Annotated in this window: 17 protein-coding genes and 3 pseudogenes; 8 read left to right on the top strand and 12 right to left on the bottom strand. The window is 68.2% G+C overall.

The window, feature by feature from the left end; translation table 11 throughout:
* Positions 1 to 133: 133 nt before the first annotated feature.
* The 7 genes and pseudogenes from ACSP97_RS05775 to ACSP97_RS05745 form a co-directional block, all read right to left on the bottom strand.
* A protein-coding gene (locus ACSP97_RS05775; RefSeq protein ID WP_440556604.1) for an IS5 family transposase occupies positions 134 to 948 on the bottom strand; the annotation gives its coding sequence in 2 pieces (ribosomal slippage) (positions 134 to 600 and positions 600 to 948; 816 coding nt in all).
* 51 nt (positions 949 to 999) lie between these two features.
* A protein-coding gene (locus tag ACSP97_RS05770) for an IS5 family transposase (RefSeq protein ID WP_440556604.1) occupies positions 1,000 to 1,814 on the bottom strand; the annotation gives its coding sequence in 2 pieces (ribosomal slippage) (positions 1,000 to 1,466 and positions 1,466 to 1,814; 816 coding nt in all).
* A 123-nt stretch (positions 1,815 to 1,937) separates the two neighbouring features.
* A pseudogene (locus tag ACSP97_RS05765) lies at positions 1,938 to 2,228 on the bottom strand (transcriptional regulator); the annotation flags it as partial.
* A 19-nt stretch (positions 2,229 to 2,247) separates the two neighbouring features.
* A pseudogene (locus ACSP97_RS05760) lies at positions 2,248 to 2,716 on the bottom strand (DUF6879 family protein); the annotation flags it as partial.
* Positions 2,673 to 2,949 (bottom strand): annotated as a pseudogene (locus tag ACSP97_RS05755) (hypothetical protein). The pseudogenes ACSP97_RS05760 and ACSP97_RS05755, both read right to left, overlap by 44 nt.
* A 163-nt stretch (positions 2,950 to 3,112) precedes the next feature.
* The gene (locus ACSP97_RS05750; RefSeq protein ID WP_440556602.1) at positions 3,113 to 3,865 is read right to left on the bottom strand and encodes an alpha/beta fold hydrolase; all 753 of its coding nucleotides are present in this window, start codon (positions 3,863 to 3,865) and stop codon (positions 3,113 to 3,115) included.
* Positions 3,865 to 4,233 carry a DUF1330 domain-containing protein gene (locus ACSP97_RS05745; protein ID WP_355154884.1) on the bottom strand — a complete coding sequence of 123 codons (369 nt, stop codon included), beginning with the start codon at positions 4,231 to 4,233 and terminating at the stop codon, positions 3,865 to 3,867. The genes ACSP97_RS05750 and ACSP97_RS05745 overlap by 1 nt, the downstream gene beginning before the upstream one ends.
* Before the next feature lie 105 nt (positions 4,234 to 4,338).
* On the opposite strand from ACSP97_RS05745, the gene ACSP97_RS05740 reads away from it, so the two are divergent.
* From ACSP97_RS05740 to ACSP97_RS05730, 3 genes are all read left to right on the top strand, one after another.
* The gene (locus ACSP97_RS05740) at positions 4,339 to 4,962 is read left to right on the top strand and encodes a TetR/AcrR family transcriptional regulator (RefSeq protein ID WP_355525121.1); all 624 of its coding nucleotides are present in this window, start codon (positions 4,339 to 4,341) and stop codon (positions 4,960 to 4,962) included.
* Between the two features lie 865 nt (positions 4,963 to 5,827).
* The gene (locus ACSP97_RS05735; RefSeq protein ID WP_355154881.1) at positions 5,828 to 7,513 is read left to right on the top strand and encodes a ribonuclease J; all 1,686 of its coding nucleotides are present in this window, start codon (positions 5,828 to 5,830) and stop codon (positions 7,511 to 7,513) included.
* 1,525 nt (positions 7,514 to 9,038) lie between these two features.
* Positions 9,039 to 9,281 (top strand): hypothetical protein, encoded by a 243-nt coding sequence (locus ACSP97_RS05730; RefSeq protein ID WP_070028734.1) that lies wholly within the window; start codon positions 9,039 to 9,041, stop codon positions 9,279 to 9,281.
* Between the two features lie 571 nt (positions 9,282 to 9,852).
* Here ACSP97_RS05730 and ACSP97_RS05725 read toward each other — a convergent pair.
* The 3 genes from ACSP97_RS05725 to ACSP97_RS05715 are packed head-to-tail and all read right to left on the bottom strand — an operon-like array spanning position 9,853 to position 13,798.
* Positions 9,853 to 10,944, bottom strand: coding sequence for an ABC transporter ATP-binding protein (locus ACSP97_RS05725; protein ID WP_440556598.1), 1,092 nt, complete (start codon positions 10,942 to 10,944; stop codon positions 9,853 to 9,855).
* Positions 10,937 to 12,727, bottom strand: coding sequence for an ABC transporter permease (locus ACSP97_RS05720; RefSeq protein WP_440556596.1), 1,791 nt, complete (start codon positions 12,725 to 12,727; stop codon positions 10,937 to 10,939). Before ACSP97_RS05720 ends, ACSP97_RS05725 begins: the two co-directional genes overlap by 8 nt.
* Positions 12,728 to 12,784: 57 nt before the next feature.
* Positions 12,785 to 13,798, bottom strand: a complete 1,014-nt coding sequence (locus ACSP97_RS05715; RefSeq protein ID WP_355154877.1) for an ABC transporter substrate-binding protein — start codon at positions 13,796 to 13,798, stop codon at positions 12,785 to 12,787.
* Between the two features lie 454 nt (positions 13,799 to 14,252).
* Between ACSP97_RS05715 and ACSP97_RS05710 the strand changes: the two genes are divergently transcribed.
* The 5 genes from ACSP97_RS05710 (at position 14,253) to ACSP97_RS05690 (ending at position 19,261) form a co-directional block, all read left to right on the top strand.
* Positions 14,253 to 15,215, top strand: coding sequence for a phosphoglycerate dehydrogenase (locus ACSP97_RS05710; protein WP_440556593.1), 963 nt, complete (start codon positions 14,253 to 14,255; stop codon positions 15,213 to 15,215).
* Positions 15,216 to 15,293: 78 nt separating this feature from the next.
* On the top strand, positions 15,294 to 16,085 hold the full coding sequence (locus tag ACSP97_RS05705) for an IclR family transcriptional regulator (RefSeq protein ID WP_358274652.1): 792 nt from the start codon (positions 15,294 to 15,296) through the stop codon (positions 16,083 to 16,085).
* A 49-nt stretch (positions 16,086 to 16,134) separates the two neighbouring features.
* Positions 16,135 to 16,749, top strand: a complete 615-nt coding sequence (locus tag ACSP97_RS05700) for a hypothetical protein (protein ID WP_355154871.1) — start codon at positions 16,135 to 16,137, stop codon at positions 16,747 to 16,749.
* A 72-nt stretch (positions 16,750 to 16,821) separates the two neighbouring features.
* On the top strand, positions 16,822 to 17,937 hold the full coding sequence (locus tag ACSP97_RS05695) for an amidohydrolase family protein (RefSeq protein ID WP_440556590.1): 1,116 nt from the start codon (positions 16,822 to 16,824) through the stop codon (positions 17,935 to 17,937).
* Positions 17,921 to 19,261 carry an MFS transporter gene (locus tag ACSP97_RS05690; protein WP_358674466.1) on the top strand — a complete coding sequence of 447 codons (1,341 nt, stop codon included), beginning with the start codon at positions 17,921 to 17,923 and terminating at the stop codon, positions 19,259 to 19,261. Before ACSP97_RS05695 ends, ACSP97_RS05690 begins: the two co-directional genes overlap by 17 nt.
* A 137-nt stretch (positions 19,262 to 19,398) precedes the next feature.
* Here ACSP97_RS05690 and ACSP97_RS05685 read toward each other — a convergent pair whose 3' ends face one another.
* Both ACSP97_RS05685 and ACSP97_RS05680 read right to left on the bottom strand, forming a co-directional pair.
* Complete coding sequence (locus tag ACSP97_RS05685) at positions 19,399 to 19,707, bottom strand: hypothetical protein (protein WP_355154865.1); 309 nt, start codon at positions 19,705 to 19,707, stop codon at positions 19,399 to 19,401.
* Between the two features lie 607 nt (positions 19,708 to 20,314).
* Positions 20,315 to 20,503, bottom strand: a complete 189-nt coding sequence (locus tag ACSP97_RS05680) for a hypothetical protein (RefSeq protein ID WP_355154863.1) — start codon at positions 20,501 to 20,503, stop codon at positions 20,315 to 20,317.
* Between the last annotated feature and the right edge of the window lie 103 nt (positions 20,504 to 20,606).

Genomic DNA, 20,606 nt, shown 5'->3' with positions numbered 1-20,606 from the left:
ACTTCGCACCGAAACGGTCCGAGCGTAAGCGGGCTGCTGAGCCGGGGGAAGACCGAGATCACGTGAAGCACGCAGTGTGGACCCAACACGACTGCAAAGATCCACTTTCGCAACAGGCCCCTTAGACCGTGTCCTACATGGTCCGTTTGAGGAGTCGCTTGTAGCAGCAGAGGGCGGCGGCGAGTCCGAGGAAGGCCAGGTAGTTGCCTGGCTGACGCTCGTAGCGGTGGTTGAGACGTCGGTAGCCGGTCAGCCAGGACATCGTGCGCTCGATGACCCAGCGGCGGCGGCCCAGCCGCTCGCTGGACTCGATGCCCTTGCGTGCGATGCGGACGCCGATGTGCTTGCCCCATAGCCATCGCCGCAGGTGAGGGACGTCGTAGGCCTTGTCGGCGTGAAGCCGCCCAGGCTTGGAATCGTTCGCATGGGATTCGTGTCCCATGTGGAAATGGGACAGCATCGGCTTCAGGGCGAGGCTGTCGTGGGTGTTGGCCGCCGAGAGTCCGACGCGTAGGGGCAGTCCGTTCGCATCCGACAGGACATGCATCTTGGAACCGGGCTTACCCCGGTCCACGGGGCTCGGACCTGCAAGTTCGCCCCTTTTTTAGCGCGGACATGGGCCGAGTCGAGGACCGCTCGGGATAGATCGATCAGGTCTTGACCGTCCAGGAGTTGGAGCACCTTCTGGTGCAGTCGTCCCCACACACCAGCCCGGGACCAGATGAGAAACCGACGGTGCACGGTCGACTTCGACGCCCCGAAGCACGGCGGCAACGCCCGCCAGGCACAGCCACTGACCAGCACATAGATGATCGCGGCGAACACCGCTTCGTCATCGATGTTCGCGACCCCACCGCCCTGCGGACGCACCCGCGCCGGCGGCAGCAGCGGCCTGGCGATCTCCCATAAGCCATCCGGAACGATCCATCCCCACCGCCCACTCCCCATAACCGAACCAACGACCAACTGGCCATGTAGGACACGGTCTTAGACCGTGTCCTACATGGTCCGTTTGAGGAGTCGCTTGTAGCAGCAGAGGGCGGCGGCGAGTCCGAGGAAGGCCAGGTAGTTGCCTGGCTGACGCTCGTAGCGGTGGTTGAGACGTCGGTAGCCGGTCAGCCAGGACATCGTGCGCTCGATGACCCAGCGGCGGCGGCCCAGCCGCTCGCTGGACTCGATGCCCTTGCGTGCGATGCGGACGCCGATGTGCTTGCCCCATAGCCATCGCCGCAGGTGAGGGACGTCGTAGGCCTTGTCGGCGTGAAGCCGCCCAGGCTTGGAATCGTTCGCATGGGATTCGTGTCCCATGTGGAAATGGGACAGCATCGGCTTCAGGGCGAGGCTGTCGTGGGTGTTGGCCGCCGAGAGTCCGACGCGTAGGGGCAGTCCGTTCGCATCCGACAGGACATGCATCTTGGAACCGGGCTTACCCCGGTCCACGGGGCTCGGACCTGCAAGTTCGCCCCTTTTTTAGCGCGGACATGGGCCGAGTCGAGGACCGCTCGGGATAGATCGATCAGGTCTTGACCGTCCAGGAGTTGGAGCACCTTCTGGTGCAGTCGTCCCCACACACCAGCCCGGGACCAGATGAGAAACCGACGGTGCACGGTCGACTTCGACGCCCCGAAGCACGGCGGCAACGCCCGCCAGGCACAGCCACTGACCAGCACATAGATGATCGCGGCGAACACCGCTTCGTCATCGATGTTCGCGACCCCACCGCCCTGCGGACGCACCCGCGCCGGCGGCAGCAGCGGCCTGGCGATCTCCCATAAGCCATCCGGAACGATCCATCCCCACCGCCCACTCCCCATAACCGAACCAACGACCAACTGGCCATGTAGGACACGGTCTTAGACCGTGTCCTACGTGGTGAGGCGTCGTTGGCCTGTCCGTGGGGCGGGGTACATGGAGTTGGGGACGGCTTGTGGGAGGTCGACGTCGTCGCGGGTGCCCTGGAAGCGAGTGATCTGCTCCTTCAGGGCCGTTGCGAACGCCGGCGTCTGGAGGAAGCCGGGCGGGACGTTGGAGACGTAGACCCGGCAGACGCGGGTCCGCTCGTGCAGGGCGTACCAGTCCTCCTGGACCTTGCGCATGCCGCCCTGGTGCAGGCGGCGCCACTCCATGTACATCGAGTCGACCGCGCGGGCGGTGGCGATGCGTTCGTCGGCCTGGTCGTCCGCGCCGCATGCCACACACCAGGTCCGGATGTCGGCGTCGGAGGGCAGGGCCGCGCGCGAGCCGCACGGCCGGCGCGGTAGTGCGTTCTTTTCCGTCCGGTGCCCAGTCGCCGGTGCCGGTGAAGTGATGGAACTGCACGAGCATGTCGTCGAGGAGCCAGAAGTCGTTACCGGGCAGCGCGATATCGGAGGCGTGACGGCGGGGCAGCCGGCGCACGTCTTCCCCGGCCTGCAGGTTGAGCGGGGTGACGGCGTGCTCGTAGCGGATGTAGTCGGTGACCGGCTCGGAGACGATCCGCGCCCGGCGCATCACCACGCCGCGGGCCACCGCCTCCTTGACGAGCGGCATCCACTGGGGCCAGAACGAGCGGGCCGGATCGAGGTTCGGGACGCCGGTACGCAGGAAGGTCTCGAAGTCCTCGGCTTCGTCGCCGCGCGTAGACGTCGCGCATCTCCAGATGGACCGCCGTGCGGTGGGTGTCGGCGAGCATCTCAGCGAACGTCGCGGTGTTCGGCTGCTGCGCGTTCAGCAGCATCGCACGCCTCCCTCAAAATCGGCACCATGCGGAAACGGAGCCGGCTCACCCGCTCATGCGCGCATCCCCATCTTGTGGCCGACGACCCACTCGGTGGAGCCGACCAGGGCCTTGAGGAGTTCGTCGGCTTCCTCGCCCTGCAGGACCAGGTCCGCGCTCACCTTTTCCAACCACACCGTCGGCGATCCCTCGCCGCCGGTGTTCGGGTCGATGCCGACGAACCGTAACGTCATGGCACTCTCCCCTGCGACGTGGTTGCGCGTTGTTGCGCAGACCGTCCCGCAGGCCGGGAGCGGCGTCAAGGGCACCTCGCCCTGTCAGGCAAAGCGCCCGACGCCGGGCTCGCGCGGTCGTTGAACAGCCCGAACCTATACGGGGCGGTTTAGCGAGCTACCGCTAGCGGATCGTCTCCCAGAACTCGGTCAGTGCTGCGGCTCCGGCGGCCGGGTCCTCGGTCATCCACCAGTGGCCCAAGCCCTCCAGGACCGCCGACCGTGCCCCCGCACGGGCCGCCGACCGGTGGCGCTGCTCTTCGGTACCGACGACCCCGTCCGCCGTGGCCAGCACGGCCAAGCCCGGGCGCGCCGCAGCACGCTCCAGCTCTGAACCGAGGCCGAGGGCGCCCGGCTCGGCGGCCGAGCGGTACAGAGCGAGCACCGCGCGGCCCATTGCCTCGTCCTGGCCCGCCGCGACGCGAGCCGCGACCTGTCTGCTCATACCCCGCTCCACAAGCGCCCCCGCACGCTCCTCGGCCGTACCACCGAATTGGGCTGCGACGTCGTTCTCGCCGACCCCCGGCGTCTGCCAGCGGCGGGCCAACTCGTGCCACTCGTAGCCGGGGTCGTAGATCCCGAGCACGTCGCTGGCCCAACTGCGCACCAGGGCAGGCCGACTCAGCACCACATTCACGACGTGGGCACCGCCCCAGTCGTGACCAACCAGGTCCACTGGCTCGCCGAACGCCATCAGTTCCTTGACCAACCAGTCCCGATAGTCCGCCTGTGTGGCGCCGAACCCGGCAGGCAGAGGCGCCCCGAAGCCGGGCGGGGACAGGCAGACCATATCGGAGCGGACGGCTGCCAGCTCGGCCAGCAGCGGCTCCCAGACCGCTGCGGTCTCGGGGTTGCCGTGGACGAAGACCGCCGGCATCAGAGCACGACCGGCGTTGTCGGCTGCAACACGGACTCCACCAGCGCCTCGCTGCGGAGGTGAGCGGCCGCCTGGTACTCGGGGTCGCGGATCATGTCGGCGAACGCCTTCCGGTCCGGGTAGCGGACGAGCAAGACCATGTCCCAGGCCTGCCCATCCTCGGCGACCAGCGCCCGTCCGCCGTTGCCCAGGTACTCCACGCTCAGGCCGTACCTCGCATTGATCGACTGGCCGAGCGCCTCGGCGTAGCGCTGGTAGCTCTCGCGGCCGCCGTCCGGGCGGAATCGCAGCAGATTGAGCATCACGACCGGGCCACCGGGGTCGTCGGCGAGGAGTGTGTCGAGTTCGCGGTCGTCTATTTCGATCACTGGGGGAACCTCCTGGAGTCGGAGCCGGCTGCGGAGCCGGGCTACGACGGTCACACTACACATACTTGTTAGCTGACACGCAAGTTATCTTGCTAGACTCCACGCATGACCACCACCCGTCGCACCCAGCAAGACCGCCGTGACCAGGCGGAGGCAGCTCTGCTGACGGCCGCGGCCGAGCTGATCGTCGAGCAGGGCGTGCGCGCGCTGACCCTGGCCCGCATCGGGGAGCGCGCCGGTTACAGCCGCGGAATCGTCACCCATCACTTCGGCGGCAAGCAGGCACTGATCGAGCAGCTTGCACGCGCCACGCAGACTGGGTTCGTGCCGGGCTTGAACGATCTCCCGGCCGGGCTCGACCGCCTGCTGCGGCTGATCGACGGCTACCTCGGCGAACTCGGCCGGACCAGCGCGTTCAACCAGGCCTTTCTGCTGCTGTGGGCCGAGGCCGCCACCCAACCCGAACTGGCCCGAATCTTCCGCGAGCGGGACGAGGCCTTCCGCGCCGACCTGCGCGAGGACATCGAAGCCGGCATCGCGGATGGCACCGTCGACCCCGCCATCGGGCCCGAAGAAGTCGCCGTCGCGATCGTCGGGCAACTCCGCGGGATCGCCCTGCAGCGGCTGCTGGCCCCTGGATGCGTCGACGTCGAGCAACTGCGCCGCAGCATCACCGGCCACTGGCGCCGGGCCCTCAGCCCGGGCATGACCCGACCGCCATCACCGTGACAAGAACGACTTCGTCAGCCCCGGCGGGGACGGCCGCAACAGGCGGCCGGGCGCGGTCGGGCGGCACCGCGATCAGCCGCCCGGTTCACTACATGGTCGCCCGGATCCCCGCGGACGACGTCGACCCGCACCTCTGCACTGCGTCGGCAGGTCGGGCCCGCCCGCGACAGGAGCCGCGCCGCGCAACGAGCTGACGCGGGCTCGGCGGCCTGCGCTGCGCGGCTTCACCGCCGCCGCTTCGGCCGCCGCGCGGTCGGCTTCCTCCGCCTGGCGGCGCGCGACGCGCAAAGCCTCCGAGCGGTCGGCGGCCTCCTTCGCGCACGGCCCGCACAGCCGGTCCCACTCGCCGTGCCACGAGCGCTGCCTGATCTGCTGCCAGCGTTCGTCGGTGACTTCGCCCCGCACCGGGTGCACACCGGTCGCTGCGCCTCGCGGTGCGCGGCCTCGCGCTCCGCCTGGCGCCGGCGGGCCTCCCGGAGCTGAACCTGGTACAGCCGCTCGCCGTCGGGGTTGTCCAGGGCTTCGGGCAGGGTCTGCCACTCATCGCGCCCGAGCCTGCGCCACACCCTGCCCGCGGCACCGGCCGGATCGGCGGTGATCCGCTCCAGCTCGGTGACGACCACAGACACCGCTTGGTGGTAGTCGACCGCCGTGAACCCCGCGCCCCGGGCGGGGTACCGGCGAAGTAGGCGCGGGCGGCCTCTCCAGGCGCCGCATCCGGCTGGCGCGCTGCGACCCCGCCCTGTCCGGCCGCCGGCGTCATCGGATCGTCTCCGGACACCCGTTGCGGGCCCGACCCGGCCGGGAGGAAGAGGTCGAACAGGTAATGGATCATCCTGTCCCGTTCTCCGGGTACCGTCAGGGTATGAGTCATCCGCACCCCGAGCTGAAAACCGCCCCGCCCCTTCCTGAAGGAGGGCTGCGGGTCATCGCCCTGGGCGGCCTGGGTGAGATCGGCCGCAACATGACCGTCTTCGAGCACGCGGGCAAGCTGCTCGTTGTCGACTGCGGCGTGCTGTTCCCCGAGGAGACCCAGCCCGGCGTGGACGTGATCCTGCCGGACTTCACCTCGATCCGGGACCGGCTGGACGACATCGTGGCCGTGGTCCTCACTCACGGCCACGAGGACCACATCGGCGGCGTGCCGTACCTGCTGCGGGAGCGGTCCGACATTCCCGTCGTCGGCTCCAAACTGACACTGGCGTTCCTGGAGGCCAAGCTCAAGGAACACGGCATCCGGCCGCGCACGGTGCGGGTACGGGAGGGCGACCGGCGTGCGTTCGGGCCCTTCGACTGCGAGTTCGTGGCGGTCAACCACTCCATCCCCGACAGCCTCGCGGTCGCGATCCGCACCCGGGCCGGGATGGTGCTGCACACCGGCGACTTCAAGATGGACCAGTTCCCCCTCGACGACCGCATCACCGATCTGCGCGCCTTCGCCCGCCTCGGCGAGGAGGGCGTGGACCTTTTCCTCACCGACTCCACCAACGCCGAAGTACCCGGCTTCACCACCTCCGAGCGAGAGCTGAACCCGGCGATCGAGCAGGTTATGCGCACCGCGCCGCGCCGGGTCATCGTCTCCAGCTTCGCCAGCCACGTACACCGCATCCAGCAGGTCCTCGACGCCGCCCACCAGCACGGCCGCAAGGTCGCCTTCGTCGGCCGGTCGATGGTCCGCAACATGGGCATCGCCCGTGACCTGGGCTATCTGAAGGTCCCCTCCGGTCTGGTCGTGAGCACGAAGGAGCTGGAAAAGCTCCCCGACCACAAGATCACTCTGGTCTGTACCGGCTCCCAGGGGGAACCGATGGCCGCGCTGTCACGGATGGCCAACCGCGACCACATGATCCGCATCGGCAAGGGCGACACCGTCCTGCTCGCAAGCTCCCTCATCCCCGGCAACGAGAACGCCATCTACCGGGTGATCAACGGACTCACCCGGTGGGGCGCCCACGTGGTCCACAAGGGCAACGCCAAGGTGCACGTCTCCGGGCACGCCAGCGCGGGCGAACTCGTGTACTGCTACAACATCGTCAAGCCCCGCAACGTCATGCCCGTGCACGGCGAATGGCGCCACCTGCGGGCCAACGCCGACCTCGCCATCCGTACCGGTGTCGACCCCGACCGGGTCGTCATCGCCGAGGACGGCGTCGTCGTCGACCTGGTCGACGGGCGCGCATCCATCACCGGCAAGGTCCCCGCCGGCAACGTCTACGTGGACGGCATGGAAGTCGGCGGCGCCACCGAAGCGTCCCTCAAGGACCGCCTCACCCTCGCCGCCGAAGGCGTGGTCACAGTGGTGGCCATCGTCGACGCGGACACCGGCGCCCTCGCCGAAGCCCCCGACTTCCTCGCCCGCGGCTTCGTCCACGACGACACCACCTTCGAGCCGGTCATCCCGGTCATCGAGAAGACCCTGGCCACCGCGGCCGAGGAAGGCGTCGGGGACGCGCGCCAACTCGAACAACTCCTCGCCCGCGCCGTGGCGAACTGGGCGTTCCGCACCCACCGCCGCAAGCCCCTCATCATCCCCGTCATCATCGACGCCTGAGCCACACCCGGGCAGGCGTCCGGGATCCCATTCCTGGGCGCACCTATCCCGCCGCGCCCCCGGCCGCTTGGACCAGGTCCTGCTCACAGAACTCCTCCGACTGCAAGGAGTGGGGCGGACCGGTCCAGCCGCAGGAGCACACAGCCCGCAGCGCGGCGGCCCGCGGTGCCCGCACGACACCATCGCCCCCGTCACAGATGCTCCACTGCGACACTTCCCGCCCGCCGCCCGCAGAGGTCATCGGGATGAAGACAGGGTCTGGCACACTGCCGTCGGCCAGCAGCACACCTACCGCGCCCTCGTGCGAAGCACCGAACTCCTCCGTCGTCCACGACTCCCGCTCGCCCACACCCATTACGCCCTCCCACATCCCATGCCGAACCCGCCCGGGCGCACCCAGGGCAGGGCACCGACACTGTCGCAGATGCGGCCGCCTTCACCGCCGAATCCACCGAAGAGGTGAGGCGCTGCAGCGGCACGTCCATCTCAACGATTGGCTGCTGCACCGTGTCCCGTCCTGTGCTGGTGGCAGAACGCCGCCGGCGCCGGCAACGCCACCGCCGCCTGCCTGCCTCCTCGACCGGCAGGCCGTCAATGTCGGCGCGCAGCAGCACGACGGGGCTATCGCCGACCGCGAGCCCGGTGAGGACGCCGACCTCCTGGAGCAGATCCTCGTACAGCGCCCGCAGGCCCGGGAGTCTCTCCGCGAGTCCGGCGGTCAGGGCCGTGAGGGCCGTGAGGGCCGGGGTGACGGTCGTGACTGCCCCGTGGCGGGTATCGGGTTCTGAGCAGAGGTGGCGATCCGGGGCCGGGCTACCTGGACGTAGAGCTTGGTTCGCTGGTAGTTGCCGGTGAACCCGTACTCCTGGGCGAGCCGCTCGTGGATCACGGCGGCCTCCATCAAAATCTCCGCCCGCAGCATCGAGTCAACCAGCGCGCGAACTCGTCAATCACCCTGACCTGTGACCGGCCGTTCGGCGACCGGCGCGGATGTGCAGCGGGTCCGTCGGCTGCCAAGTACTTGCTGACCGTCCGCCAGTTCAGGCCCGTCTCCATGGCGACTTCGATCAGGCTCATCGCTCCGGACTCGACCAGCCCACGAAAGCGCCGTAGTTCCAGCCGGCGCTGCGGATCCAGGACCACGGCCACCCCATCTCTGCGACCTCTACCAACAGGCAGCAGAGTGCCGAACCCTGAACCTCAGCCCGTACGCGGCCCTGCACGTTCACGTCTACGCCGAGACGCCTGCCCCCGGCTCCGGTAACACGGCCACGGGTCCGCGGTGTTGTTGCCCCGCAGCTTGTCAGGGGTGTGTAACAAGCCCTTGTGGCTCCTGGGACAGAAGGGTTCCGGTGTGATCAACTGCAGATGCCTCGGGTAACCCCGTAGCACACCAGTGTGTTGTGCGGTCGCGGACACGTGACCGCACCGGGCGCGAGGCGGGTCGCGTGGCAGCTCGTGGCCCCTGCCCAGCGGCCATGTGCCCATTCGGCGCACGTGCCCACAGATGGAATTGGAGCGAAGAATGCGCAAGAACCTCAAGAAGGCTGCAATCGTCGGTGCCGGCGTCCTGGCGTTCTCCGGCATTGCCACCGGCATGGCTCAGGCGTCGGTGTGGCAGGGCGCGGACATCCCGGGCAAGGGCTCCCTCCAGGAGTGCACCAACTGGGGCAACGCCCTGCAGGCCCACGGGACGATCGTGGGCTTCGCCTGCATGGAGGACGAGGGCGGTAACTCCTGGGAGCTGACCCCCTACTACTCCAACTGACCCTCTCTTGGAACGTCCCGGCGGGACAGGCGAGATCCACGACTTCTGAGCGTTCGAGCCCGGTCGGCGAGGATGTCGGCGACGTCGGCCGCAACCGTGTGCCTGAGTATCTTCACTTGACGAGTGAGCGCGTGAGGTGGCGATGCGGTCGAAGCCGCCGCTGGCAGACCGGCATGCCATGCCCGTGGCGTCCGCGACGATCTCCGGGATGTCACCCAGGTCCCATGCCGCGGCGATCCCACCACTCGCGGTGACCATGTACCGGCCGTGCGGCCCACTCATGACCGCGTCGTCCACCGCGTCCCCGAAGGCCCTGAACGACTCTGCCAGGTAAGGCCGTTCGGGTTCCGCGACACTCCCTAGCCGGACGGCGCTGTCCTCGGTCGCACCCGCCGGCAGCGAACCGTCGCGGTTGAAGGCCAGTTGGCTGGACTTCGGGGCGTCGGGGCCCGGCACTTTCGCAGCGCTCACGGGACGCGGCTTCTGTGGCTGCACGCCCGACCAGCCGCCCGCCGCGCTAACCACCAAGGCGGGCCTTCAACCGCTCTGAAGCGGCGCGCACCGGATCGAGCTACGCCTTGGGATAGACGAGGCAGTCGCCGGCGCGCAGATGGACGCTTGTGTTGGCAGCGGCCCGGTGGGTCGGGCTCTCGGCGAGAAGGGTGAGGTCGCCGATGGACAGCCGGTACTCGTAGTGGGCTCCGGTATACGCCCTGTCGACGATGGTCGCCTGCAACACGCTGCCCTGGTCGTCGTCGGCGGCGGTCTCGTCCGCGAAACGGACGCGTTCGGCGCGCAGGCCAACCGTCACACGTTGTCCGTCCTGGAGGTCATCGGTGCGGGGGACGCGCAGGTGCTGCTCAGTACCGGAGAGCGACACCCGTACCGTCTCGGTGTCATCGGCTGTGATGTGCACGGTCCCGTCGAGGAGGTTGCAGCGGCCGATGAACGCCGCGACCTCGGGCGTTGCAGGTGTCTCGTAGATCTCGGCGGGTGTGCCGACCTGCTCCAGCCTTCCGCCCAGGAACACCGCGATGCGGTCACTGAGGGACATGGCCTCGACCTGGTCGTGTGTGACGTACACGGTGGTGATGCCCATTTCCCTCTGAAGGTCCTTGAGCCACGCGCGCGCCTGGTCGCGCATCTTGGCGTCCAGGTTGGAGAGCGGTTCGTCGAGGAGGAGAACGCCGGGGGAGTAGACGATGCCGCGGGCGAGGGCGACGCGTTGCTGCTGGCCGCCCGAGAGCTGATGCGGGTAGCGGTCCCTGAGTTCGAGCAGGCCGACCTTGTCGAGGGCCGCGTCGATGCGGCGGTCGCGTTCGTCCGCTGGCAGCTTGCGCAGCTTGAGGGGAAAGGCCAGGTTGTCCGCGACTGTCATGTGGGGCCACAGGGCGTAGGACTGAAAGACGAGCCCGAGGTTGCGGCCCTCCGGTGGCACAGTGGTGTCGCGGCGCCCGTTGAAGAAGACGTGGTCGCCGACGCGGATGGTGCCGGAGTCGGGGTCTTCCAGGCCCGCGACGCAGGCAAGGGTCGTGGACTTGCCGCAGCCGCTCGGGCCGAGGAGAGTGAAGAACTCCCCGTCGGCGACGGTGAACTCGACGTCCGTGAGCACGGTGGTGCCCGAGAAGGACTTGCTGATGTTCTCGACGGCGAGCTCAGGCATGAGGCACACCCTTCTTTTCCTTGATGAACAGGTTCACAAGACTTGCGGCGACGACGGTGACGGCGATCTGGATGGTGGAGAGTGCGGCGACGGATCCGGTCTCTCCCTGAGTCCACAGCTCGACGGCGGTGGTGCCGATGACCTGGGAGTCCGAGCCCGCGAGGAACATCGCCGGCGCGTATTCGCGGATCATCTGCACCCAGATGAGCAGGAACGATGCGACGAGTGCCGGAGCGATCAGGCGCAGGTGCACGCGAGTGACGGTGCGCCACCAGTCGGCGCCGGCGACGCGGGCGGCGTTGTCGAGTTCCTGTCCCAGCTGGAGTACGGCGGGTGAGATGGAGCCGAAGGAGGAGGGCAGGGCGCGGATACCGAAGGCGATGACGACGGCGACGAGTGTTCCCTGGGTCGCGCTGATCGGGGACGGCGCGAGCGCGATGGCCCAGAACAGGCCGATGCCGATGATCAGTCCGGGGATGGCCTGCGGTGAGAGGGCGAGGACCTCGAGCCATCGGCCGAGGCGGAACCGGGACCGTCGTGCCGTGAGTACGACGAGTGCTCCGAAGAGTGTGACCGCGGCGGCCCCGGTGAGCGCGACGAGGAGGCTGTTAGTGATCGACTGCGCGTATGGTTCGTAAGCGAAGATCAGCCGGAAGTTGTCGAGGGTGAGCGTGGAGAACGGGGAGATCAGCGGCGACAGGAATCGGCTGAACGCCCGCAGTACCAGGGCCGCCATGGGCAGCAGCACACCGAAGCCGAGATAAAGGGTGACGAAGCCGAAGCCCAGCCACCGCCAGGCGCCGATGTCGAGGCTGCCGCGGCGCGTTGCCTTGCCGCGCACGCTCACGTACCTCTGGGCATGCTTGAGCAGACGGATCTGCAGCAGGGACAGGCACACGGTCGCGGCGAGGATCAGCGTGGATGCGGCGCCGAGCAGCCCGTAGTCGGGACGCAGGGCCTCCATGCCGTGGCTGTAGAGGAAGCTGGAGAACATCTCGATGTCATTGGGCTCACCGAGGATCAGTGGGATCGACAGGGTCTCGACCGCGGTGCCGAAGATCAGCAGACTCGCATAGAGAACCGGTGGGCGCAGCATCGGCAGGACCGTCGAGCGCAGCACACGGGCGGGTTTCGCGCCGCAGACGCGGGCTGCGTGTTCGAGGGAGGCGTCCGACGACGCAAGGGCGTTGGCACAGAACAGATAGGCGATGGGGGCCTGTGCGACGGCCTCGACGAACGCCATGCCAGGCAGGCTGTACAGGTCCCAGGGGACGATGCCGAGGGCGTTGCGCAGGGCGGCGCTGACGAACCCGGCGGGCCCGTACAACACGATCCATCCGAAGGCGAGGACCAGCGGTGAAAGGTAGATCGGCCACCGCACGATCTGCGCGAACAGACGGGCTCCGGGGAAACGGGTCCGGGTGAGCAGTACGGCCATGGGGACAGCGATGCCAAGGGCGAACAGTGTAGTGAGCACCGCGAACAGGAGCGTGTTGACGACCGTGTGTCCGAAGCCGGCCTCGGTGAACAGTCGGACGTAGTTGTCCAGGACAAAGGCGCCGCCGCCCTCGTACAGGGGCCGGTCGCGCAATGACTGGTACAGGATGGGGACGACCGGTGCCAGGACGAGCACCGCTGTCAGGAGGAAGACGGCGTAGTGGATGCCGACTTCTCTGCCCGCGCCGCGCCAGCGACGGTAGCGCGGCTGCCGGTGGTGCGCTGGGGGTATGGGCGGGGTGGGCCGTGATGGACTGGGTGCCAGGGCCGATGGCTGCTGAGGCATGGGGGCTCTCCGGGACGTGCTGAGGGGCGAACGAGGGGCGGGCCGGCGACGCGGCCGCTACTTCCTGGCGCTGTTCCAGCGGCGTACGTACGCCGCGTGCGCGTTGTCCGCGACGCCCTTGTACGGGGCGAGGAACACGCGGTTCTTGCCCAGACGGCGGATCAGGCCCTGGTACGGCTCGATGCCGCCGGCGCCCTCGGTGCCGGGGCGATAGGGGCCCAAACCGCCGGAGACCGCGTCCTGTTGCCCCGCTGCGGACAGCACGTAGTCGAGGAACAGCCGGGCGGCGTTGGGGTGGGGCGCGGTCTCGACGATGGAGAGGGCGCGGGGTACTGCCACCGTGCCTTCCTCGTAGAAGGTCCAGCCGAGGAGGCCGCCGCTGCGCTCGGCGATCGGGATGGCGACGGTGCCGCCGACGTGGACGGCGGCGTCGTACTCGCCGGAGATGACCTTCTCGGTCAGTGATCCGGAGGAGTTCTCCGGGCGGCAGAAGGGCAGCAGGCGGCGGAGGTGGGACCAGCCGCCCGGTGCGTCTGTGGTGTAAGTGGAGTTGCTGGAGTAGCCGAAGGGATTCGTCGTGTCGTAGATACCGATCTTGCCCCGGTATCTGGATGGGTGCGCCTCGCACAGGTCAGCCATGCTGCGCAGGCCCTTGGGGTGCTGCGAGGCGGCGAGGGTCTTGCGGTTGTAGAGCACCACGTTCGGGTCGGTGGACAGCACGAAGACGCGCGGGAGGATCTCGGCGAAGTCCGGCAGTCTGCTCAGTTCCACGGACTCGTAGTCGAGGGCAATGCCCCGCTGCGCGTAGTCGGCCCAGTCGGTGGGGGAGATGGAGAGGAGCAGGTCGACAGGGGAGCCGCCGGTCGCCCGCTCGCTGTAGTAGCGCTGGAAGACGGCCGAGCTGCTGAAGTTGGTGGCTCGTACCCGGCTGATCCAGGGGTAGCGACGGGTGAAGCCGTCGAAAAGGGGCTGGAGCGCGGTCTGCGGCGTGTTGCTGTACAGCAGCAGTTCGTCCTCGCGGCGGGATGCGTCCACCAACTGCGCGTAGTCGGCCGGATAGTAGTCCGGCAACGCGGGTGCCTCGGCGTTCTTGTGGTTCTCGGCCGTGCATCCCGTGAGAGATGCGCCGAGCCCGAGCAGGGCCCCGGAGGCGAGAAGTCCCTGGAGCGCTCGTCGGCGGGGCGGGGCAAGACTCCTGCCTGGTGGGAGTGGCTCGGGGTGGGGCTGGCGGGGCGGGTACATCGGTTCACCTCTGAAAGTGACGGCTCTGGCACCACAGCTGAGGGTGGGCGGCAGGAGGGGGCGCAGCGTGGGCGGACGCCTGACTTGGCGTGACGACGCGGCCGGGCTCTCGATCGACCCCCGCACCATGGCGCGCACTTCTCTTGTAAGGCAAGACCTGTGAACGAAAAAACTGAAGGAACTCTCACTAGATGAAAGTAGGTATTGCATAGCGAGTCTGTCGGGTCTTAGATGGGTGCTCCCAGAGATTGAGGAGGTCTCCGTGCCCGATCCTCGGGTCCTAGTGACGACCCAGTACCTGAGCCCGGACGACGAGGTGGACGCGCTCCTGCGCACCGAGGGATGTCAGACCCTGCACAGTCCTTGGTCGGGCCACCGGGAACCCGGTGAGCTTGCAGGTCTGCTCAGTGGTGTGGCCGCCGCGATCGTGGGGGCGGACCCCTTCACGGCCGCGGTCCTGGAAGCGGCCCCGCAGTTGCGCGTGATCTCGCGCACCGGTGTGGGCTACGACGCGATCGATGTGGCCGCGGCCGCCAAACTCGGCATCACGGTCTGCAACACGCCGGGCGTGAACCGCAACAGCGTCGCCGAGACAACGCTCATGCTCATGCTCATGAGTGCCCGCCGGGCCGCGGAAAACCTTGAGGACGTACGCGTCGGCAACTGGCGCCGGCTACCCGGTGTCGAACTGCGGGGGGCGACGCTGGGCCTGATCGGCTGCGGGCGCATCGGACAGGCCGTCGCGGACCTCGCGCTCGCCTTCGGCATGCGGGTCCTCGCCTACGATCCCTTCCCCGACCTGGACTTCGCCCAGCGCGCGGGGGTCGACTTCGCGTCAGCCGACGAGGTGGTCGAGCGCAGTGACTTCCTCAGCCTGCACCTCGCTCTGTCGGACGAGACCCGGCACTGGTTGAACGCGGAGCGCCTGGCGCGGATGAAGCCGACGGCCCATGTCATCAACACGGCTCGCGGCGGGGTCCTCGACCAGGCTGCGCTCGCCGCGGCGCTGGCCGAGGGGAAGCTGGCCGGCGCTGGACTCGATGTCATCGAGGGTGAGCCGCTCGCGGCCGACAGCCCGTTGCGGCAGATCCCCAACTGTGTGGTCACACCGCACATCGGCGGGTCCACCGTCCAGGCCCGCCGGCGCAGCGGAATCGAAGCGGCACACAACGTGCTGCGCGTCCTGAAGGGGGAGGCTCCCCGCAACGTCGTCAATCCGCAGGTACTGCAGCAGGCGGTCCCGTAGTCCGGCCGAGGTGGCCAGATAGTCTCTCGCCAGGTGAGAACAACTCTCCGCGAGGACGGCGATGAGGGGACGGACGGCGTGACCGACGAGAGCACACGGCCCGCAGGTGACAACAAGGGTGGCAGCGCCAATCTCCGAGCCCTGGAGCGAGCCCTGGACGTCCTGGAGACCTTCAACGACTCCAAGGCCCCGTTGCGGCTCACGGACATCGCCAAACGCACGAATCTGCACCTGGCCACGGCGCAACGCATCCTCGCCGTGCTCGAGCGGCGCGGATACGTGAGCCGTGCGGACCGTGACTACCGCATGGGACTAGCGCCCCTGCTGGCCGCCCACACCTACCTGACCACCAGCCAACTGACGCTCATCGCCACCCCGGTGCTGCAAGAACTCATGCTGGCCACCGGGCTCACGGCTTCCCTGTTCGTGCGCATCGATCATGCGCGGGTGGCCGTACAGCGCATCGAGGGGCCCACACCCCTGCGCTACCAGCTGCCCATCGGGCAGCGGCTGCCCTTGCACAAGGGCATCGGCAAGCTGCTCCTGGCCGACCTGGACGACGGGGAGGTCAAGGAACTCGTGTCCGCGTCCCTCGCCGCCACGCCGCCTGCCGAACGGGAGGACATCGCCCTGCCCGCCCTCCTGGCTCAACTGCCCGAACTGCGGGCGCAGGGTTACATCGTCGCCGCCAACGAGCGGGTGGCCGGCACCGCAGCAGTGGCCGCCCCCGTCATCAACAGCGCCGACGGCCGGTACCTGGCAATCGCCTCCGTCACCGGCCTGTCGAAGGACATCGACGACGCACGTGCCGAAGCCCTGGTGGTCGAGGTGCGCCGCGCCGCCGACGCCATCTCCACCCGACTGAGCTGACCCGGGTCGCACGGCGCGGGAGCTCACCAGACTCAAGGAAGCCACTTCAGTGACTGACTCTCCCGACATCCTGCGCCGTCTGGCCGCCCTTCCCGTCGCCAACGTCGGTGACGCCATGGACCGCCTGAACGTGTGCCAGTCCGTCCTGCGGACCATGTGTCCGGGGCTGACCCTGGCCGGCCCCGCCTACACCGTGCGTACCAGGCCCGGTGACAACCTCTACATCCACAAGGCCCTCGCCGAACTCGAACCGGGCCAGATCCTCGTCGTCTCGGGCGGCGGCGACATCGACCGCGCCCTCATCGGGGAACTCATCGCCGGACGCGCGCTCGCCAAGGGCTGCGCCGGCATCGTCATCGACGGCGCGGTCCGCGATGTCGCCGTCCTCCAGGCTCTCGGTGTCCCCGTGTTCGCCCGGGCCGTCACCCCCGCCGGCCCGTACAAAGACGGCCCCGGTGAACTGGGTGTCCCGGTCGCCGTGGCCGATGTCGTGGTACGCCCCGGCGACTACGTGCTCGGTGACGACGACGGAGTGGTGGTCGTGCCACGGGAGCGCGCCGCGACTGTCGTCGCGCGTGCCGAGGACAAGCAGCGCCAAGAAGACGCCAAGCGCACCGAGATCGCAGCGCAGCTCGGACTTGAAGCCTTCCCCACCGGCGCCTGACACGGTCGGCTGCGCCCGCTCTGGGCGCCGCCCCGTGACACGAGACAAAGCCCCCAAGGACGTGGTGCTTTCATGCAGTACTCCAACTCCGGGGCGGCCGGCGGACTCCCATCCGGCGTGCACGCCCCGGTGCGAGAAGACTGGCTCGCGCTCGTCGACGAGCCGCTCGCGCTCCCGGACATCCCTATCATCGACGCCCACCACCATTTGTGGGACCGTCCGAACCACACCTACCTCGCGGAAGAATACCTCCAGGACCTCGCCGCCGTTCCCACGGTCATGGCCACCGTCTACGTCCAGTGTCGGTCGTCGTACCGCACCGACGGGCCGGAGGAGCTCAAGCCGGCGGGAGAGGTGCGCTTCGCCCGGCGAATTGCCGAAGACATCCGTAGAACACACCCCTCGGCCCCCGACGTGTGCCGTGCCGTCGTGGCCGGAGCCGACCTGACACTCGGGCGCCGGCTGGGGGGTGTCCTCGACGTCATGCAGGACGAGGCCAAGGGGCGGCTGCGCGGCATACGCAACCAAACCGCCTGGCACGTCGATCCCCGTGTTTCCAGCTCGCCGTTCCGGCCGTCCGCCGACCGGCTCATCGACCCGGAGTTCCAGGCCGGGGTAAGGACCCTGGCACAGCACGACCTGAGCGTGGACGTGTGGGCGTACCACACTCAGCTCTCGCAGGTCCGTGAACTCGCGCGGACCTGCCCCTACACCACCATCGTCGTCGACCACATGGGCGGTCCTCTCGGTATCGGCCCCTACGCGCACGCCCGCGGTGACGTCCTCACCGAGTGGGACCGGGAGATGACGGAACTGGCCCGGTTCCCCAACGTTCACCTGAAGCTCTCCGGTGCGGGGCTGCGTGTGCTCGGATTCCGCTTCGACGAGCGTTCGGCCCCGCCCAGCTCCGAACGGCTCGCGTCCGCGATGACACCACTGATCGAGACATGTCTTCGGCGGTTCGGTCCCGAACGCTGCATGTTCGCCAGCAACTTCCCCGTGGACAAAGGCATGTTCGGCTACCGCGTGCTGTGGAACGCCTTCGCCCGGACGGTCGCGGATCTGTCACCCGCCGAACAGGCCCGGCTCTTCCACGGAACGGCCGAGTCGGTCTACCGAATAGGCCTTTCGACGAGCACCGCCGCACTTCGCCCTTCCCAGGAGGAGCCCCATGACCAGCATGCGTAAGAACCCCTCCCCGGAAGCCCCCGAGGTGGAGAAGACCACCATCCGGCAGATATCGATCCGGCTGCTCCCCGTCCTCCTGCTCGGGTACCTGGTCGCCTATATCGACAGGTCCAATGTCGGCTTCGCCGCGATCCACATGAACGACGACATCGGACTGAGCTCCTCGCAGTTCGGCTTCGGGGCCTCGGTGTTCTTCCTGGCCTACGTGGCCCTTGAGGTCCCCAGCAACATCGCGCTCAACCGCTACGGGGCCCGCGTCTGGCTCGCGAGAATCATGATCACGTGGGGGCTCGTCGCCATCGGCATGGCCTTCGTCGCCGGCCCTACGTCCTTCACTGTCATGCGCGTGCTGCTCGGCGCGGCCGAGGCCGGCTTCTTCCCCGGCGTCATCCTCTACCTGACCTTCTGGTACCCACCGGCCCACCGGGGCCGGGTCATCGCCCTGTTCAGCATGGCCATTCCGCTGGCGAGCGTGCTGGGCTCACCCCTCTCCGGCTATCTGCTGCGTCTGCAGGGCCTGCTCGGCCTGCACGGATGGCAGTGGCTGTTCATCATCGAGGGCATCCCCGCCGCCGTCCTCGGTGTCGTCGCGCTCTTCGTGCTGCCCTCGCATCCGAACAACGCGCGGTGGCTCTCCGTGGAGCAGCGTGCCTGGCTCGAGAACGAACTGCGGGCGCAGGAGCCGACCTCCGAGGTGCGCCATGTCCCGATGCGAAAAACCCTGCTGAACAAGCGAGTTCTGAGGCTGTCGCTCGTCTACGCGTCCACAGCAGCGATCAGTCAGGCGCTGTCCGTATGGCAGCCCCAGATGGTGAAGGGCTTCGGGCTCTCCGACACACAGGTCGGCTGGCTCAACGCCATCCCCTTCGCCATCGCCACGATCCTGATGCTCCTCTGGGGCAGGGCCTCCGACCGCGGTAGCGGGCGGGTCCGCTTCACGGTGATCCCCATCGCCCTTTCGGCGGTGGCTCTCGCCTTCGTGCCGCTCGCCTACGCGTTGCCCGGCTTCCTGCTCGTCCTGTCCGCCGTGCTCGTGGGGACCTACGCCGCGAAGGGCCCGTTCTGGAGCCTGTCAACACAGTGGCTGAGCCGGCGCGAGGCCGTCGCGGGCGTAGCGATGATCAATTCCCTGGGGTCGCTCGCGGCCTTCGGAGGGAACTGGCTCGTGGGCGGAATCAAGGACCGCACCGGCAGCTTCACCCTGGCGCTGATGCCGCTCATGGCCCTGGCCGCCGTCAGCGTCCTCGCCCTGACCGTCGCCGCGCGCGCCGAGCGCAGGAGTGACATCGGCGCTGCACCCGCCCAGCAGGAACTGGGCGTGTAAACGGTTTGCGCAGGCGGGTCGTGAACGAGACCGCGTTTATATTCGTGACTGCGGCATTCGCCATATACCGAACGGATTTCAGATACTCCGGGGCGCATATGTCAAATTTTACTCGTCTGGAACAGGTTGGGGCTCGCTCAAAGGGTGCGTGTACGTTTCCACACCAGGGCCGTGCCGACGCCGGAGAGTACAAACGCGACAGAGGCGATCACGATCATGCTGGACTGGGTACTGCGGGTGTCTTCGGCCTTCTTGGCCATGACGTCGTAGGAGGCGCCGTGCCCCGGGAGAAGGTCTCCCCGAAAGGTGCAACTGTCTCCCGGGTGCATGAGTTCGTCACCGCAGCGGACGTCATCAGAAGTGTGAGAAGCCGCGTAGATCCCGATCCCAAGGAACACGGCAGAACCGAGAAAGAGGACACCGAGAGCACGAAGAAGGAAGGACATGCGGCGATTACAGCATGTCCTGGACCGCCCTCACACTGACGACGAAGCGTATTCGGCCGCGAGGCACCGACGAGCTCTTTCAGGGTGCGGGCTCCTTCCCACTCCCCATCCGCACGCGGCTGGTCGCGGGCCAGGTCGCCTGGACTTCAGCCGGAAGAGGCATGCCCTGCGTGAGTCTGAGCTGGTCAGCAGGCGTCACCGGGCCTCACCGAATGACGCATCCGATGAAATTTCGCCTCGTTGGCGTCACACGGTGCCCCCATTCCACACCTGCACGAAATGAACGGCGGGAGTAGGCCCGCCCCACCGTGCAGGAGCGCCCCGTGGCTCAGGACAATTCCGAGCAGCCTCTTGGCCCGACCGGTCCCGCCATGGTCGCAAGGGCCATGCCACAAGCTTTCCACCCGCCTTCCCCTGCGGCTATGCGCCGCTCCGGATGGCATCCGCTGCACATGACGACTGAACGCGCCACCGCACCTTCATGCCGATGGACCGCTGTGCGCGGCTCTCCTACGCGAGGCGTGCCGCGTGGGTCGGCATGGTGCCGACGGAGCCGATCCAGCGGCGGTACTACTCGGCAGGGTCCTCGCCCGTGTGCTGGGCCTCCTTACCTTTGCGCGTCACCGTCGGTTTGATCGAAGAAGGAAGCGCGTAGGCACAGGTCAGCGAAGAAATTCGCCTGGAGATCGTCAGGGCCGTCACCCAGGGCTTCGCAGCGCAGCGCGAGCCGGTCGGTAAACGCCTCACCGCCCGCATCGCCCTGCTGGACGACCCGGGCGGCGCGGTCGCCGGACACCACTCCATGTCACGGGGCCGCGCGGGTAGACCACGGAACCTCCGCACGAGCTGCCGGTAGCCGAATGCCGCCCTGGGCACTCGTCCGCGGCTGTCTTCCGTGC

The organism is Streptomyces sp. SCPE 10, assembly GCF_051980735.1.
Classification (GTDB): Bacteria; Actinomycetota; Actinomycetes; order Streptomycetales; family Streptomycetaceae; genus Streptomyces; species Streptomyces misionensis.
Note: the sequence above shows the minus strand (reverse complement) of the source record. Positions and strands in the feature narration are given on the sequence as shown.